This is a genomic window from Pseudomonas sp. R2-7-07 (genome assembly GCF_003852355.1).
GTDB lineage: Bacteria > Pseudomonadota > Gammaproteobacteria > Pseudomonadales > Pseudomonadaceae > Aquipseudomonas.
The window spans coordinates 3,347,828-3,364,377 of the sequence record NZ_CP027759.1 but is presented as its reverse complement, the minus strand read 5'-3'; the positions used below and the strand labels follow the sequence as shown (position 1 = coordinate 3,364,377).

The 16,550-nt window shown below is 61.5% G+C and carries 16 protein-coding genes and 1 pseudogene; 14 read left to right on the top strand and 3 right to left on the bottom strand.

Annotation, left to right across the window (positions count from 1 at the left end; genetic code table 11):
- Positions 1-86: 86 nt before the first annotated feature.
- The 6 genes from C4J86_RS15310 (at position 87) to C4J86_RS15285 (ending at position 6,140) form a co-directional block, all read left to right on the top strand.
- Positions 87-1,181 (top strand): ABC transporter ATP-binding protein, encoded by a 1,095-nt coding sequence (locus C4J86_RS15310; RefSeq protein ID WP_124363240.1) that lies wholly within the window; start codon positions 87-89, stop codon positions 1,179-1,181.
- Positions 1,181-2,278, top strand: a complete 1,098-nt coding sequence (locus C4J86_RS15305; protein WP_124371031.1) for an ABC transporter ATP-binding protein — start codon at positions 1,181-1,183, stop codon at positions 2,276-2,278. The genes C4J86_RS15310 and C4J86_RS15305 overlap by 1 nt, the downstream gene beginning before the upstream one ends.
- Complete coding sequence (locus C4J86_RS15300; protein WP_124363238.1) at positions 2,275-3,141, top strand: carbohydrate ABC transporter permease; 867 nt, start codon at positions 2,275-2,277, stop codon at positions 3,139-3,141. The genes C4J86_RS15305 and C4J86_RS15300 overlap by 4 nt, the downstream gene beginning before the upstream one ends.
- A gap of 10 nt (positions 3,142-3,151) precedes the next feature.
- The gene (locus tag C4J86_RS15295) at positions 3,152-3,952 is read left to right on the top strand and encodes a carbohydrate ABC transporter permease (RefSeq protein ID WP_003232361.1); all 801 of its coding nucleotides are present in this window, start codon (positions 3,152-3,154) and stop codon (positions 3,950-3,952) included.
- A gap of 11 nt (positions 3,953-3,963) precedes the next feature.
- Positions 3,964-4,236, top strand: a complete 273-nt coding sequence (locus C4J86_RS15290; RefSeq protein WP_124363237.1) for a DUF2160 domain-containing protein — start codon at positions 3,964-3,966, stop codon at positions 4,234-4,236.
- Between the two features lie 161 nt (positions 4,237-4,397).
- Positions 4,398-6,140 (top strand): ABC transporter substrate-binding protein, encoded by a 1,743-nt coding sequence (locus C4J86_RS15285; protein ID WP_124363236.1) that lies wholly within the window; start codon positions 4,398-4,400, stop codon positions 6,138-6,140.
- 84 nt (positions 6,141-6,224) lie between these two features.
- On the opposite strand, the pseudogene C4J86_RS27425 reads toward C4J86_RS15285, so the two are convergent.
- Positions 6,225-6,320: pseudogene (locus C4J86_RS27425) on the bottom strand (N-acetyltransferase); the annotation flags it as partial.
- 194 nt (positions 6,321-6,514) lie between these two features.
- Between C4J86_RS27425 and C4J86_RS15280 the strand changes: the two are divergent.
- From C4J86_RS15280 to C4J86_RS15260, 5 genes are all read left to right on the top strand, one after another.
- The gene (locus C4J86_RS15280) at positions 6,515-6,694 is read left to right on the top strand and encodes a stability determinant (RefSeq protein WP_124372439.1); all 180 of its coding nucleotides are present in this window, start codon (positions 6,515-6,517) and stop codon (positions 6,692-6,694) included.
- A gap of 177 nt (positions 6,695-6,871) precedes the next feature.
- Positions 6,872-8,251, top strand: coding sequence for an iron-containing redox enzyme family protein (locus C4J86_RS15275; RefSeq protein ID WP_124371030.1), 1,380 nt, complete (start codon positions 6,872-6,874; stop codon positions 8,249-8,251).
- A gap of 10 nt (positions 8,252-8,261) precedes the next feature.
- Complete coding sequence (locus C4J86_RS15270) at positions 8,262-9,206, top strand: class I SAM-dependent methyltransferase (protein WP_124371029.1); 945 nt, start codon at positions 8,262-8,264, stop codon at positions 9,204-9,206.
- 6 nt (positions 9,207-9,212) lie between these two features.
- Positions 9,213-10,352: a carboxylate-amine ligase gene (locus C4J86_RS15265; RefSeq protein WP_124371028.1), complete on the top strand. Its 1,140-nt coding sequence runs from the start codon at positions 9,213-9,215 to the stop codon at positions 10,350-10,352.
- A gap of 60 nt (positions 10,353-10,412) precedes the next feature.
- Complete coding sequence (locus tag C4J86_RS15260; protein ID WP_124371027.1) at positions 10,413-11,657, top strand: zinc-dependent alcohol dehydrogenase; 1,245 nt, start codon at positions 10,413-10,415, stop codon at positions 11,655-11,657.
- 120 nt (positions 11,658-11,777) lie between these two features.
- On the opposite strand, the gene C4J86_RS15255 is transcribed toward C4J86_RS15260, so the two are convergent.
- Together C4J86_RS15255 and C4J86_RS15250 are read right to left on the bottom strand one after the other, a co-directional pair.
- On the bottom strand, positions 11,778-12,209 hold the full coding sequence (locus tag C4J86_RS15255) for a hypothetical protein (RefSeq protein ID WP_124371026.1): 432 nt from the start codon (positions 12,207-12,209) through the stop codon (positions 11,778-11,780).
- Between the two features lie 109 nt (positions 12,210-12,318).
- The gene (locus tag C4J86_RS15250) at positions 12,319-13,107 is read right to left on the bottom strand and encodes a helix-turn-helix domain-containing protein (protein WP_124367360.1); all 789 of its coding nucleotides are present in this window, start codon (positions 13,105-13,107) and stop codon (positions 12,319-12,321) included.
- Positions 13,108-13,192: 85 nt separating this feature from the next.
- On the opposite strand from C4J86_RS15250, the gene C4J86_RS15245 reads away from it, so the two are divergent.
- The 3 genes from C4J86_RS15245 to aqpZ all read left to right on the top strand — a co-directional run bounded on the left by C4J86_RS15245 (position 13,193) and on the right by aqpZ (position 16,543).
- Positions 13,193-14,191, top strand: a complete 999-nt coding sequence (locus C4J86_RS15245) for a bile acid:sodium symporter family protein (protein WP_124371025.1) — start codon at positions 13,193-13,195, stop codon at positions 14,189-14,191.
- Positions 14,192-14,345: 154 nt separating this feature from the next.
- Positions 14,346-15,530: a sugar transporter gene (locus C4J86_RS15240; RefSeq protein ID WP_124371024.1), complete on the top strand. Its 1,185-nt coding sequence runs from the start codon at positions 14,346-14,348 to the stop codon at positions 15,528-15,530.
- Between the two features lie 308 nt (positions 15,531-15,838).
- Positions 15,839-16,543: an aquaporin Z gene (gene aqpZ, locus C4J86_RS15235; protein WP_124371023.1), complete on the top strand. Its 705-nt coding sequence runs from the start codon at positions 15,839-15,841 to the stop codon at positions 16,541-16,543.
- The last annotated feature ends 7 nt before the right edge of the window (positions 16,544-16,550 follow it).

Genomic DNA, 16,550 nt, shown 5'->3' with positions numbered 1-16,550 from the left:
CTTACGAATCAACCACCTGCCATTTCTGGCACGAAACTCGCTCTGATAACTGGCCAGATTCATTCCAATAATAAAAAGGTCGTGTCATGTCATTGACCCTGGAACATGTCTCCCGCGTTGTCGAAGGTCAAACCTGGATCGACGACGCCAACCTGCGCTTCGAGGCGGGCTCCTTCAACGTGTTGCTCGGTCGCACCCTGTCCGGCAAGACCAGTTTGATGCGTCTGATGGCCGGCCTGGATAAGCCCGACAGCGGTCGCATCCTGATGAACGGTGTGGATGTCACGCAAAAACCGGTGCGCCTGCGCAACGTGTCGATGGTGTATCAGCAGTTCATCAACTACCCGACCATGACCGTGTTCGAGAACATCGCCTCGCCTTTGCGTCAGGCCGGTGTGTCCAACGAGCTGATCCAGAGCAAGGTGCTGGAAACGGCGCGGATGCTGCGCATCGAGAAATTCCTGCAGCGCCACCCGCTGGAACTGTCCGGTGGCCAGCAGCAGCGTACGGCCATGGCCCGGGCGTTGGTGAAGGACGCCGAGCTGATCCTGTTCGATGAGCCGTTGGTCAACCTGGATTACAAGTTGCGCGAAGAACTGCGCCAGGAAATGCGCGAACTGTTCAAGGCGCGCCACACCATCGCCATCTACGCCACCACTGAGCCGAACGAAGCGCTGGCGCTGGGCGGTACTACCACCATCCTGCACGAAGGCCGGGTGATCCAGAGCGGCAAGGCCGCCGAGGTCTATCACCAGCCACAAAGCGTATTAGCGGCCGAGTTGTTTTCCGAGCCACCGATCAACCTGATGCCCGGGCGCATCAGTGGCAACGAAGTGAGTTTCGCCAACTTCGTGCATTTCCCGCTCAATGTCGACCTGCGCCCCATCGGCGAAGGTGAGTTCCGCTTTGGCGTGCGCCCCAGCCATATCAGCCTGGTGCCGAGCAACGACGATGACCTGGAGCTGGCGGTGACCGTGGAAGTCGCCGAGATCAGCGGTTCGGAAACCTTCCTGCATGTGCGCAGCGAACACTTCCTGCTGGTGTTGCACCTGCCGGGGGTGCACGAGTACGACGTCGATGCGCCGATCCGCGTTTACATCCCCACCCATAAACTGTTTGTGTTCGATGGCCAGGGACGTTTGGTCCAGGCCCCCGGGCGCCGTGTCGCGAGGGTTGCCTGATGGCCGAGATCCATTTGCAGAACCTGGCGCACAGCTATAGCGCGACCCCGAGCGGCCCTGAGGATTACGCCATCCGGGAAATGAACCATGTGTGGGAGCAGGGCGGAGCCTACGCCTTGCTCGGGCCGTCGGGCTGCGGCAAGTCGACCTTGCTCAACATCATTTCCGGCCTGCTCAGCCCGTCCGAGGGCCAGGTGTTGTTCGATACCCAAGTGGTCAACGACCTCACCCCGGAAAAGCGCAATATCGCCCAGGTGTTTCAGTTCCCGGTGGTGTACGACACCATGACAGTGTTCGATAACCTGGCGTTTCCCTTGCGCAACCAAGGCATGGCCGAGGCGAAAATTCACAGCAAGGTGCAGGAAATTGCCGAGGTTCTCGACCTGCAAAACCTGTTGAGCAAAAAAGCCCGCAACCTCACCGCCGACGAAAAACAGAAAGTCTCCATGGGCCGTGGCCTGGTGCGCGACGACGTGTCGGCCATCCTGTTCGATGAACCGCTGACGGTGATCGACCCGCACCTGAAGTGGAAACTGCGGCGCAAGCTCAAGCAGATTCACGAGCAGTTCAACATCACCATGGTCTACGTCACCCACGACCAGCTTGAGGCATCCACCTTCGCCGATAAAATCGCCGTGATGTACGGCGGGCAGATCGTGCAGTTCGGTACGCCGCGCGAATTGTTCGAGCGGCCGAGCCACACCTTTGTCGGTTATTTCATCGGCAGCCCTGGGATGAATCTGATCGAGGTGCAGGCCGAGGCGGGCGGGGTGCGGTTTGCCAACACGCTGTTGCCGTTATCCGAGGCGTTGCAGCAACGCCTCGCTGCCACCGATTACAAAAAGCTTCAGGTGGGTATTCGCCCGGAATTCATCCATGTGTGGGACGAGCATAACCCTGACGCCTTGCAGGCCGAAGTCACACACCTGGAAGACCTCGGCACCTACAAAATCATGACCCTCAACCTCGACGGCGCCACCCTCAAAGTGCGCCTGGCCGAAGACAAACCGGTGCCCGAAGGCCGCGCCTGCATCAGCTTCCCCGCGCAATGGCTGATGCTCTACGCCGACGATTACCTGCTGGAGGAACTGCCATGAACAAGGTGCAGAACAACAAGGCCTGGTGGCTGGTGTTGCCGGTGTTCCTGCTGGTGGCGTTCAGTGCCGTGATCCCGATGATGACTGTGGTCAACTACTCGGTGCAGGACATTTTCGACCAGTCCAGCCGCTATTTCGTCGGCGCCGACTGGTACAAACAGGTGCTGCTCGACCCGCGCCTGCATGACTCGCTGCTGCGCCAGTTCATCTATTCGGCCTGTGTGCTGCTGATCGAAATCCCGCTGGGCATCGCCATCGCCCTGACCATGCCGACCAAAGGCCGTTGGTCGTCGCTGGTGTTGATCGTGCTGGCGATTCCCTTGCTGATTCCGTGGAACGTGGTCGGCACCATCTGGCAGATTTTCGGTCGCGCCGATATCGGCCTGCTCGGTTACAGCCTCAACGCCATGGGTATCAGCTATAACTATGCGGCGAACACCATGGATGCCTGGGTCACCGTGCTGGTGATGGACGTGTGGCACTGGACTTCATTGGTGGCGTTGCTGTGCTATTCGGGGCTGCGGGCGATCCCGGACGTGTACTACCAGGCTGCGCGCATCGATCGGGCGTCGGCCTGGGCGGTTTTCCGACACATCCAGTTGCCCAAGATGAAAAGCGTGCTGTTGATCGCGGTGATGCTGCGCTTCATGGACAGTTTCATGATCTACACCGAGCCGTTCGTACTCACCGGTGGCGGGCCGGGCAATGCCACCACCTTTCTGAGTCAGACCTTGACCCAGATGGCCGTAGGCCAATTCGATCTCGGCCCGGCGGCGGCGTTTTCGCTGGTGTACTTCCTGATCATCCTGTTGGTGTCCTGGCTGTTCTACACCGCCATGACCCACTCCGACGCCAACCGCTGAGGCCACCAACATGAGCAAGCGCAAGCTGATACCGCTTTTGATCTACATCCTGTTCCTGCTGGTGCCGATCTACTGGTTGCTGAACATGTCGTTCAAGAGCAACACCGAAATCCTTGGCGGGCTGACCCTGTTTCCGCAGGATTTCACCCTGGCCAACTACAAGGTGATCTTCACCGACCCCAGCTGGTACACCGGCTACCTCAACTCGCTGTACTACGTGAGCTTGAACACGGTGATTTCCCTGAGCGTGGCATTGCCGGCAGCCTACGCGTTTTCGCGCTACCGTTTCCTGGGCGACAAGCACCTGTTCTTCTGGCTGCTGACCAACCGCATGGCGCCGCCGGCGGTGTTTCTGCTGCCGTTTTTCCAGTTGTATTCGTCCATCGGCCTGTTTGACACGCATATCGCGGTGGCGCTTGCGCATTGTTTGTTCAACGTGCCGTTGGCGGTGTGGATCCTGGAAGGGTTCATGTCCGGGGTGCCCAAGGAAATCGACGAAACCGCCTACATCGACGGCTACTCGTTCCCCAAGTTCTTCGTGAAGATTTTTATCCCGTTGATTGGCTCCGGTATCGGCGTCACGGCGTTTTTCTGCTTCATGTTTTCCTGGGTCGAACTGTTGCTGGCGCGCACCTTGACCTCGGTCAATGCCAAGCCCATCGCAGCGGTGATGACCCGCACGGTCTCGGCCTCGGGTATCGACTGGGGCGTACTGGCGGCGGCGGGGGTGTTGACCATCCTGCCGGGCATGCTGGTGATCTGGTTTGTTCGTAACCACGTGGCCAAGGGCTTCGCCCTGGGCCGGGTCTAGAGGAATCGATGATGGAATGGATGGCCTGGACCACCCCGACTGCACTGTTCTTTGGCGGCATCGCGCTGATTCTGGCGGGCATGACCACCTGGGAGTTGCGCGCGCCGAGTATCCCTCGGCGTGGTTTTCTGCCGATCAGCACCACCCGTGGTGATCGCTTGTTTATCGGTCTTCTCGGCAGCGCCTACCTGCATTTGCTGGTAATCGGCGCCACCGGCTGGAGCATCTGGGTGGCGACTGCGCTGTCCCTGGTGTGGCTGTTGAGTGTGATGCGCTGGGGCTAGGTGTGCACACCCTGTAGGAGCGGGCTTGCTCGCGAAAATCGTCAACGATAACGCGGTGTTCCTGGTAGCCCGCGGTGTCTTTGAGTTTTTCGCGAGCAAGCTCGCTCCTACAAGAGAGGGGTGTCTGCGAGTCCCGTCTTGAAATTAACCAGGAGGTCTCTATGTTGAATAAAAACAATAAGCTGCGACATAGCATTTCATTGGCCGCCGTACTGGCCCTCAGTGGTTTGAGCGCTACGGCCTGGGCCGATGCGTATGAAGATGCCGCGAAAAAATGGATCGGCAGCGAGTTCAAGCCGTCCACCCTCACGGCCGAACAGCAATTGGAGGAATTGAAGTGGTTTATCAAGGCCTCGGAGCCGTTCCGTGGGATGAAGATCAACGTGGTGTCGGAAACCCTCACCACCCACGAGTATGAATCCAAGGTGCTGGCCAAGGCCTTCAGCGAAATTACCGGGATCAAGCTGACCCACGACCTGCTGCAGGAAGGCGACGTGGTGGAAAAGCTGCAAACCCAGATGCAGTCCGACAAGAATATCTATGACGGCTGGGTCAACGACTCGGACCTGATCGGTACGCACTTTCGCTACGGCAAGACCGAGTCCATCACTGACCTGATGGCCAACGAAGGCAAGGATTTCACCTCGCCGACCCTGGACCTCAAGGACTTTATCGGCCTGTCCTTCACCACCGCCCCGGACGGCAAAATCTACCAGTTGCCCGACCAGCAGTTCGCGAACCTTTACTGGTTCCGCGCCGACTGGTTCGAGCGCCCGGAGCTGAAAGCCAAGTTCAAGGAAAAGTACGGCTATGATCTCGGCGTGCCGGTGAACTGGTCGGCCTATGAAGACATCGCCAAATTCTTCAGCGAAGACGTCAAGGAAATCGACGGCAAGCGCATTTACGGGCACATGGACTACGGCAAGAAAGATCCGTCCCTGGGCTGGCGCTTCACCGATGCCTGGTTCTCCATGGCCGGCGGCGGCGACAAGGGCTTGCCCAACGGCTTGCCCGTGGACGAGTGGGGCATTCGCGTGGAGGACTGCCACCCGGTGGGCTCCAGCGTTACCCGTGGCGGCGACACCAACGGCCCGGCCGCGGTATTTGCCACGCAGAAATACGTGGACTGGATGAAAGCCTACGCGCCACCGGAAGCGGCGGGCATGACCTTCTCCGAATCCGGCCCGGTGCCATCCCAGGGCAACATCGCCCAACAAATCTTCTGGTACACCGCGTTTACCGCCGACATGGTCAAGCCGGGCCTGCCGGTGGTGAATGCCGACGGTACGCCGAAATGGCGCATGGCGCCGTCACCGGTCGGACCTTACTGGGAAAAGGGCATGAAAAAGGGCTATCAGGACGTAGGATCCTGGACCTTCCTCAAGTCCACGCCGGAGAAGCAGAAACTCGCGGCCTGGCTCTACGCGCAGTTCGTGACCTCGAAAACCGTGTCGCTGAAGAAAACCATAGTCGGCCTGACGCCGATTCGTGAGTCCGATATCAACTCCCAGGCCATGACCGACATGGCCCCCAAACTCGGCGGCCTGGTGGAGTTCTATCGCAGCCCGGCCCGCACCGAGTGGTCGCCGACCGGCACCAACGTGCCGGACTACCCACGCCTGGCGCAACTGTGGTGGAGCAACATCGCGGCCGCCGCCAGCGGCGAGAAAACCCCGCAACAGGCCCTGGACAACCTGGCCAAGGAACAGGACGCGATTATGACGCGCCTGGAGCGCTCCAAGGTGCAACCGGTGTGCGGCCCGAAAATGAACCCCGAGCGTGACGCGCAATACTGGTTCGACCAGCCAGGCGCGCCGAAGCCGAAACTGGCGAACGAGAAGCCTAAAGGCGAGACCGTGAACTACAACGACCTGCTCAAGCAGTGGGAGGCGGCGCGTAAGTAATAGGGCTACGAAAACCCTGGATGCGCTGAGTACCAGTGTGGGAGGGGGCTTGCCCTAATGCCAGTCAGTTAAGGCGACACCGATCCTGTGGCGAGGGAGCTTGCTCCCGCTGGACTGCGCAGCAGTCCCATTGTTTGGGGCCGCTTCGCGCCCCAGCGGGAGCAAGCTCCCTCGCCACAAGTTAGTTCTCGCTCCTGCTACTTCTTAACTGACCGGCATTAGGGCTTGCCCCCTCCCACATCACTTGGGGCAGAACGGAGCCGTGTGTGCCATTTTTCGTCTTGCGGGTGAGCTGGCTGCATTTCATCTGGTGGTTCAAGACAGCTTCCAGGGTTGCGGCTAAACTGCTGAGCATTCATCCAGGAGGTGACCTGATGGCAGTTCCACTTTCCCCAATTGTTTCGGAGTTTGAAACCGAAGAGCAGGCGAGTAGCCATGATCTCTGGTTTCGGAAAAAAGTCGAAAAAAGCCTGACCAATCCTGGCCCCGGTGTGGCGCATGATGAGGTCATGGCAAGGGTAGAGGCGATTATTCAACAAGCTGAGCATGATTAGCTGCCAACGCCTGCTGCTTGAAGGAAATCGCGACCGCTTATCCCCCCTTTTACAACCTCATTTGAATTTTTCGCACATTCCGATGCTCTGCATCCCATAAGCGTGTGTTTTGAAGCGCTTTTGCGGGGCCGCCTTGCAGGGTGGCCCGTTGTAACGGACTTTGCGGAAACTGCCACCATGACACTCCTCACTGCGCTGTCGGGCCAACCGGCCTCTCTCACCGACTCGGCCCCTGGCCGGCATCAACGGGTGTATCAACAGCTGTATGGCGAAGCTCCAGGCGCGGCGGCATTGGCGCGTGACTACCTGCAGGATCAGCTGACGCACGTGGAAAGCACCGCCTGCGACCTGCCCGAAGTGCCCGAGCAGTTGCTGGCCTGGGTCGAACAGCGTTGCGCCGCCGTGGCCCAGGCGTATGCCGAGTACCTGGAGCAACGCCAGCAGGGCCGGCCACGTCGCTATTTCCAGAACAAGGCGCACGCGTTGTATGTGCTGCAGCGCGTGGCCCCGACCAAACAGGTCGACGGCGCCTGGCTCTACGGCCTGCTGCGCTATTGGCAGGACCAGCGCTTCGACGGCCTGCTGACCACCTACCTCGAAGAGTTGGGCGACGGCGAAGCGGCGCAGAACCACGTGGTGATCTATCGCAAGCTGCTCAGTGAGCACGATGCCGACAGCGAGGCGGGGCTTGAGGACGGCCACTATTTGCAAGGCGCCCTGCAGTTGGCCCTGGGCCTGTGCGCCGACGAATTCCTGCCGGAAGTCATCGGTTACAACCTGGGTTACGAGCAGTTGCCACTGCACCTGCTGATTACGTCATACGAACTCAGTGAGCTGGGCATCGACCCCTATTACTTCACCCTCCACGTGACCATCGACAACGCCAGCAGCGGCCACGCCAGCAAAGCCGCGCAATCGGTGTTGAACCTGCTGCCGCTGGGCGAGGGCAGGGAGGCGTTCTACCGTCGCGTCGCGGCCGGGTATCGCCTCAACGATCTCGGCCCAGGCACCACGGCGGTCATCGCAGATTTCGATCTGCAGGAAGAGGTGGTGGCCATGCTCGAACGCAAGCGCACCTTTGGCCAGCACATGCACTCGGACTACTGCCGCTTCGAAGGCAAGACCGTCAACCAATGGCTGGCCAAGCCCGGCCAGATCGGAGACTTTCTCCGGGCGATGGAAGACAAGGGCTGGATCAAGCGCAACCAGGACCCCGCCGAGAGCCGCTTCTGGCAGTTGATCGAGGGGGCAGGAGCGGCGATGTTCGGCGTGTTCAGCGGTTATGAAAAACAGGTGCTGCACGACTGGATCGCCGGTGACTGGATCAGCAGCCAGCGCGTGCCGCCGGTTCGTCCGGGCCGTGGCAGCCGTTTCTCCCGCGAGCAGCATCGCCCTGCGGATCCTGACACCCAGGCCCTGGTGGATTCGTTATGGAACTTGCCCGATGACCAGCAGCTCACCGCGCTGATCCCGTGGATGTCAGCGCGACGCCACTGCAGTCCCGCAGGGTTGTACGCCACCCGCCGCTTTATCCAACTGCGCGCACGCCTGCGCTAAGGAAACATCCATGTCTGCACAACAACTGGCTGACCGCGCCCTGCTGAACCTCGGCCGAGGTTTGAAGGAGAGCGGTTACCGTTTTATCACGCCGACGCCGCTGACCCACGAGCGCGTGTACCGGCGCCTTGGCACGCCCTTGGCGATGAGTATGCGTGACGTATTTGGCTGGTCGATGCCGTTCGACAACGAGCTGTTGCCCGAGGCATTTCGTGACGAGTTGCAGCAGGCCGAGGTGATCGAAAAACACGACGCGCTGTGGCGCAGCAGTGTGCGCTGGTCGAGCCTGGATGACCTGTTGTTTGCCCATTCGCCGTATCCCACCGTCGAGGCGGACGCGGTGTTTTTCGGCCCCGACAGCTATCGATTCGCCCAGGTTATCCAAGCCCATCTGCAGCAGCGTTTCGAACCGCTCAAGCGTGCGGTGGACATCGGTTGCGGGGCGGGGGTCGGCGCGCTGGTCATCGCCCATGCGCGGCACGACGCCGAGGTGCTGGCGGTGGATATCAATCCCCGTGCGCTGCGCCTGACTGCGGTGAATGCCGAGCTGGCCGGCCTGGCGAATGTCAGTGTGTACCAGAGTGATGTGCTGACCAGCGTCGAGGGTGAATTCGACCTGATCGTCGCCAACCCGCCGTACATGAATGACGACCGCCAGCGCGCCTATCGCCACGGCGGTGGCGCGTTGGGCGAACAGCTGTCGGTGCGCATCGTCAGCGAATCGCTCCCACGCCTCGCCATTGGCGGGAGCCTGGTGTTGTATACCGGCGTGGCCATGGTGGCGGGCGGCGATGCGTTTCTGGAAGCGGTCAAGCCGTTGCTGACCAGCGACGCTTATGGCTGGACCTACCGTGAACTGGACCCCGACGTCTTCGGCGAAGAACTCGATAAACCGGGGTATGAACGCGTCGAGCGGATCGCTGTGGTTGCACTCACCGTTACGCGCCTGCGCTGAACGCTCATGCTCACCTTCGGTATCGAAGAGGAGTATTTCATCACTGACCTGCACACGCGCCAGATGCTCGCCGCGCCCTCGGCAGCCGTGATCGCGGCCTGCCGGGAGGCTATCGGCGAGGGCTTCACCCATGAAATGTTCCAGGGCCAGATAGAGGCCGCCTCACCAGTGTTTCACTGCGGCGAGGAGGCGGCCCACTACCTGGCAACGGTGCGCCGCGACCTGGCGCGGGCCTTGGCCAACTTCGGCCTGGGCGTGGTGTGCGCCGGCAGCCATCCCTTGGCCGATTGGCGTGAGCAACGGCCCACCGAGCACGGGCATTTCCGGCAGTTATTCGAGGACGTGCAGTACGTGGCGCGACGCAGTGTGTTGTGTGGCTTGCACGTGCATGTCGAGGTACCGGCACGGGTCGATCGCATCGCGGTGATGAACGAGGTGTTGCCCTGGTTGCCGTTACTGCTGTTGTTCAGCTGCTCCTCACCCTTCTGGAACGGTGCGCCCACGGGGTTCATGAGCTACCGCCAGGTCGCTTGCGATGAGTGGCCGCGCATGGGTGTGCCGGAGCATTTTGCCGACTGGGACGAGTACCAGCGCTACTTGGCAATGTTGCAGCGCATGGGCGCGATCGAAGCCGATGGCAACGGCTGGTGGGGCATTCGCCCGGCGGCGCGCTATCCCACCCTTGAACTGCGCATGACCGATGCATGCCCACGGCTGGAAGATGGCCTGGCCCTGGCGACGTTATTTCGAGTGATGGTCAGCCATGCCTGCGCGATGCAGCAGCCCGGTGCGGGCTTCACCCCCGAGACGCGTTGGCTGCTCAAGGAAAACCGCTGGCAAGCCAAGCGCTTTGGCGCAGCCGGTACCTTTGCGCTGGACGCCTCAGGCGCCCTTTGCAGCGCGCACCAGTGGTTGCAACGCGCTTGCCAGAGGTTCGCCGACACGGCCGACGCCCTGGGTGAAGGCCAGCTGTTCGACAGCCTGCACAGGTTGCTGCGGCGTGGTAACAGTGCAACCGAGCAGTTGCATTGGTACGCGCAGGCGCGCAGCGCGGGTGTCGATGCGTCGGGCGGCCTGTGCCGCGTGGTGGATGGGCTCCTGGCCCAGAGCCGCGGCGACCATTTATCGGTTGCCGCAGCAGGTTGAGGGAACACTGGGCACTGCGTGCGCCCTTAACTAATAAGCCCAACCACAGGAGTGCAGAGCATGCGCGCGATGACCTACCAAGGCGCCCACAAAGTCCAGGTCGATACGGTACCTGACCCGATCATTGAACAGCCCGACGACATCATTTTGCGCGTCACCGCCACGGCGATCTGCGGTTCGGATTTGCACCTGTACCGAGGCAAAATTCCGACCGTGGAGCATGGTGATATCTTCGGGCACGAGTTCATGGGCATCGTCGAAGAAGCCGGCCCGGCCGTGACGGCGGTGCAACGGGGTGACCGCGTGGTGATCCCCTTCGTGATTGCCTGTGGCGACTGTTTTTTCTGCCAGCTGCAGCAATACGCAGCCTGCGAAACCACCAACGACGGGCGCGGTGCGATCCTGAATAAAAAGGCGATCCCGCCGGGGGCCGCGCTGTTCGGCTATAGCCGCCTGTATGGCGGCATTCCCGGTGGCCAGGCCGAGCTGGTGCGCGTACCCAAGGCCAACGCCGGGCCGTTCAAGGTGCCAGGTGTGCTGGCGGATGAAAAGGTGTTGTTCCTTTCCGACATCCTGCCCACCGCCTGGCAGGCGGTGACCAACGCCGGTATCGGCAAAGGCTCCAGCGTGGCGATCTATGGTGCTGGCCCGGTGGGCTTGCTCAGCGCAGCGTGCGCGCAGATGCTCGGCGCCGAACAGATTTTCATGGTCGACGACCATCCCTATCGATTGGCCTACGCGCAAAAGATGTACGGCGTGATCCCGATCAACTTCGAAGAGGACGACGACCCCGCCGACACCATCATCCGCCAGACCGCCGGCATGCGCGGTGTCGATGGCGTAGTGGATGCGGTGGGTTTCGAAGCCAAGGGCAGCACCACAGAAACGATCCTCACCACCTTGAAGATCGAAGGCAGCAGCGGCAAGGCCCTGCGCCAATGCATCGCCGCCGTACGCCGTGGTGGCGTGGTCAGCGTGGCCGGGGTGTATGCCGGCTTTATTCACGGCTTCATGTTTGGCGACGCGTTCGACAAGGGCCTGACCTTCAAGATGGGCCAGACCCATGTGCAGCGCTTCCTGCCGGAGCTGCTGGAGCATATCGAACTGGGCCACCTGAACCCGGAAGCGATCATCACCCACCGGCTGTCGTTGGAGCAGGCGGCGCGCGGCTATGAGCTGTTCGATAAATGCGAGGAGGAGTGCCGCAAGGTGATTCTGGTGCCGGGGAGCAGCGATCGGCCGCTGACCGAGCCGCTGGAAGAACTGACGCCTGAGATCCGGGTGCAAGGCGTTCCCGGGTTTTAATTTGCTAATACAAAACCTATGTGGGAGGGGGCTTGCTCCCGATAGCGGTGGGCCAGCTAAGTAATAGGTAGCTGACACACCGCCATCGGGGGCAAGCCCCCTCCCACATTTAATGTGAACTCAAGTCATAGCCTGTGGCTGAATGTGCAATTGGTCATCCAGGTCCTTGACCAACCCGCTGGCCAGCAGCAGTGGCGCCACGCGCTTATGCAACTGTGGCTCGACGAATTCCTTGACGGTATCGAGCACCAGCACGCCGCTGAGCGGCAACTCCGCCTTGGTGTAGGACAACCAGGCTTTCTTCAGCACCATCACCACATCGCTGCCCGCCGTGGAGGCGAAGCGGCGGTGCGTGGGCTTGCCGTCGAAATTGAAGGTGTGCTGGAACGCATAACCGCTCTCATCGCCGCCGCTGGCGCTGCAGCGGATGCAGGTGCACGGGCCGTCGCCGAAAGCGCTGCGCAGGTAGGCGTTGAAGTCCACCACGGGCTTGAGTGACAGGCGCTTATCAACCTCGAACAGGTCCCCGGTCATTTTTTCGTCAGTGTTCAACGTCCATTTCCTCGCAAGTCGGTAGCGGTCTTTCAAAGCGCGGCACAATACCAGCCGAGCGCGTGTTTGGGGATTATTTGAACGTGGCGCTTGGTCAACTGGACAACGCTCAGCGAAAAAATTCACCGGGCGTGGCCTCGAACTGCTGGCGAAACGCGTTGATAAACGCCGAAGTCGATTCATAACCACAGCCCAGCGCCACATCTGTCACCCGTTCACCTTGCTCCAGGGCGGGCAGGGCGCTCAACAGTCGCAGGCGTTGGCGCCACGCGCGAAACGTCAACCCTGTGTCGCGCACAAACAAACGGCTGAGGGTCTTTTCGCTCACCCCCAGCTTGCGGCTCCACTCGCCCAGGGTGGTCTGCTGCTCCGGATGCAGATTCAGGCTGCGGTAAATCTGGCGCAGGCGCGGGTCGTGGGGCAAGGGCAGCATCAAATCCACGTGGGGCGCTGCAGCGAGTTGGTCCAACACCACTTGGGCCAGGCGGCCGTCGGGGCCATCCTCGGCATATTCCACGGGCAGTTCGCTGAAGCTGCGGATCAATTCGCGCAACAAATTGCTCACCGCCAGCACCTGGCAGCGCTCGGCCGCCCAGGCGGTCACGCGGCAATCGAGGTAAAGGCTGCGCATTTCCGTATGGGGCGAGCTATAAACGCGATGGGGCATGCCCGCCGGAATCCACACCGCACGCTGCGGTGGCGCAACGAAGCGGCCGGCGCTGGTCTGGATCTCCAGCACCCCGGAAATCGCATACGACAACTGCACCCATGGATGGCTGTGCCGCCGCGTCAGCGCGCGGTTGGGCAAGGATTCGGTGCGCCCATACACCGGTCGTGGCAGGCTGGACAGCCCGGGTACGCTGCGGCGGACGGTTTTTTCGTGTCCTTTAGGCGGCATTTACTGGCTCATTGGCGTTAGTCGGTAACAGGTCGTTACGTTAGAGTCGCCAAGATGCTCTTGGCAACCCCTGGAAGATTTGCTTATGACCCGTCCACGTTTCCTGCCCGACAACTTCACCCTGACCCTGATCGCCACGGTGATCCTCGCCTCCTTGCTGCCGGCCAGCGGCCAGACCGCTGTGGCCTTCGGCTGGGTCACCAACCTCGCCATCGCGCTGCTGTTTTTCCTGCACGGTGCCAAGCTGTCACGCCAGGCCATCGTCGCCGGGGCCGGGCACTGGCGTCTGCACCTGCTGGTGTTCAGCCTGACCTTCGTGCTGTTTCCGCTGCTCGGCCTGGCGCTCAAGCCGCTGCTGTCACCGCTGATCGGCAACGAGCTGTACATGGGCATGCTTTATCTCTGCGCGCTGCCGGCCACCGTGCAATCGGCGATTGCCTTCACCTCCCTGGCGCGCGGCAACATCCCGGCGGCGATCTGCAGCGCGGCGGCCTCGAGCCTGTTCGGGATCTTCTTGACGCCGTTGCTGGTGACCCTGCTGCTTGATGTGCACGGCGATGGCGGCTCCACCGTCGACGCGATCCTGAAGATCAGCGTGCAGTTGTTGCTGCCGTTCGTCGCCGGCCAAATTGCTCGGCGCTGGATCGGCGACTGGGTGGGCCGCAATAAAGCCTGGCTCAAATTCGTCGACCAGGGCTCGATCTTGCTGGTGGTGTACGGTGCCTTCAGCGAAGCGGTCAACGAAGGCATCTGGCACCAGATTCCGCTGTGGGAACTGGGCGGGCTGGTGGTGGCGTGCTGCGTGTTGCTGGCCCTGGTGCTGGTGGCCTCCGCGCTGCTGGGCAAGGCGTTCGGCTTTAACCAGGAAGACCGCATCACCATCCTGTTCTGCGGTTCGAAGAAAAGCCTGGCCACCGGCGTGCCCATGGCCCAGGTGCTGTTCGCCGGGGCGACCATGGGCGTACTGATCCTGCCGCTGATGCTGTTTCACCAGATCCAACTGATGGTGTGCGCGGCGTTGGCCCAGCGCTATGCGAATCGACCGGAAAGCATTCCTGAGTTGATGAGGCAGGTGGATCCGTGAGTCAGGCTTGATCGACGGGCTTGCGTCGCCTTGAGACTGCGCGCGATTGTCGCAGGATCGGCGCCAACAGCTGCATGAGAAACCTATAGAATGTTCAACGGCCTCGCCTGTGCTGCGCGGCCGTTTGATCACCGTCAGAGTACCTCGCCCGTCAATGAGCCTTTCAGCCGCAACCCCTCAAGCCAATTGGCAACCGGTCATCGCCCTGGCGCTGGCCGCGTTTGTGTTCAATACCACCGAATTCGTGCCGGTCGGCCTGCTCAGCGCTATCGGCGCCAGCTTTGATATGCCCGTGGCCAGCGTCGGCCTGATGCTCACTATTTACGCGTGGATCGTGTCGCTGACATCGTTGCCGGTGATGCTGCTCACGCGTAACGTCGAGCGGCGCAAGTTGCTGATCGTGTTGTTTGGCTTGTTTATCGCCAGTCATATTCTGTCCAGCGTGGCGACCAGCTTCGGCCTGCTGATGGTCAGCCGCATCGGTATCGCCCTGGCCCATGCGTTGTTCTGGTCGATCACCGCGTCCCTGGCGGTGCGCCTGGCACCGGTGGGCAAGCAGGTGCAAGCCCTTGGCCTGCTCGCCACCGGCACCTCCCTGGCGATGGTGCTGGGCATTCCCCTTGGCCGCCTGCTCGGCGAAGCCATGGGCTGGCGCACGACCTTCCTGGTGATCGCCGCGTTTGCGGCCGCCCTGGTGTTCTGGCTGGCGCGCACCTTGCCGCCGTTGCCGAGCCAGAACTCCGGCTCGCTGCGCAGCCTGCCGTTGCTGTTCAAGCGCCCGGCACTGGTGGCGCTCTACGTGCTGACCGCGATGACCGTCACCGCACAATTTACCGCCTACAGCTACATCGAACCCTTCGTCGAAGGTGTCGCCGGCCTGGGCGGCAGTGCGGTCACCCTGATCCTGCTGGTGTTCGGCGGCGCCGGCATTATCGGCTCGCTGCTGTTCAGCCTGGTGCATCGGTTCAATCCGCACGTGTTCGTGATCAGCTGCGTGTTCCTGCTCGCGGCCTGCCTGGCGCTGATGCTGCCGTTGAGCGGCGCCCAATCCTACCTGGTGGTGCTGAGCGTGTTCTGGGGCATGGCGATCATGGGCTTCGGCCTGGCGATGCAGTCCAAGGTACTGGTGCTCGCGCCGGACGCCACGGACGTGGCGATGGCGATGTTTTCCGGCATCTACAACATCGGCATCGGCGGCGGCGCGCTGATGGGCAGCTGGGTCGGCAGCCACTTCGGCTTCGCCTGGATCGGCGCGGCGGGCGGGTTGCTGGCGGCGCTGGGGTTGGTGGGGTATTGCCTGGCGATTCGGCGGTTTGGGACGGGGGTGGTGCAGAGCTGAACGGGAAAAATAGAGGGCGGCCCCGGGGCTAACGCCAGTCAGTCAAGGCTTTTTGTAGGAGCGAGGCGGGCGGCTAGCCCTTGCTCGCGAAAAACGTCAACGATAACGCGTGCTTCCTGAATAAACGCGGTGCCTGTGAGTTTTTCGCGAGCAAGCTCGCTCCTACAGACGGTGGTGTACGCTTAACTGACTGGCATTAGGGCAAGCCCCCTCCCACACAAAACCGGACAAGTCCTATAGGGCTCATCAATGTCCATTGCTACCGTCGCGCGGGACCGCCCACCCCCCGTGTGACGGCATGAACTGCAATGGAGTCAATTGTGCAAAAGCGTTTGATCGCAGAGCTTCTGGGTACTTTCTGGCTGACCTTCGGCGGATGTGGCAGTGCCATCCTGGCGGCGGCGTTTCCAGAGTTGGGTATTGGTTTTGCAGGGGTGTCTCTGGCATTCGGTCTTACCGTGTTGACCATGGCCTATGCAGTGGGCGGTATTTCCGGCGGGCATTTCAACCCGGCGGTGACCATTGGCTTATGGGCGGGGCGTAGGGTGTGTGGTGCTGATGTGTTGCCTTACATTGCGGCGCAGGTGATTGGCGCAATTCTGGCGGCCGCAGCACTGTACTTGATCGCCAACGGCCAGCCCGGTTTCGAACTCGGCGGTTTTGCCGCCAACGGTTATGGCCCCCTGAGTCCCGGGCACTTCGACATGAAGTCCGCTGCATTGGCAGAGCTGATCGCCACGTTCTTTTTTGTGTTGATCATCATGCGCGTCACGGCGCCGGGCGCGGTTGCCGGCTTTGCACCCATCGCCATCGGCCTGGCGTTGACCTTGATCCACCTGGTGCTGATCCCGGTGACCAACACGTCGGTCAACCCCGCGCGAAGCACGGGCCCGGCGTTGTTTGCCGGGGCGCAATACCTGTCACAGCTCTGGTTGTTCTGGCTGGCGCCAATCGCAGGCGCAGTGATGGGGGCGTTGGCGGCGCGTGCGTTGGATGAACGCGATCCGGCTTGATGCACCT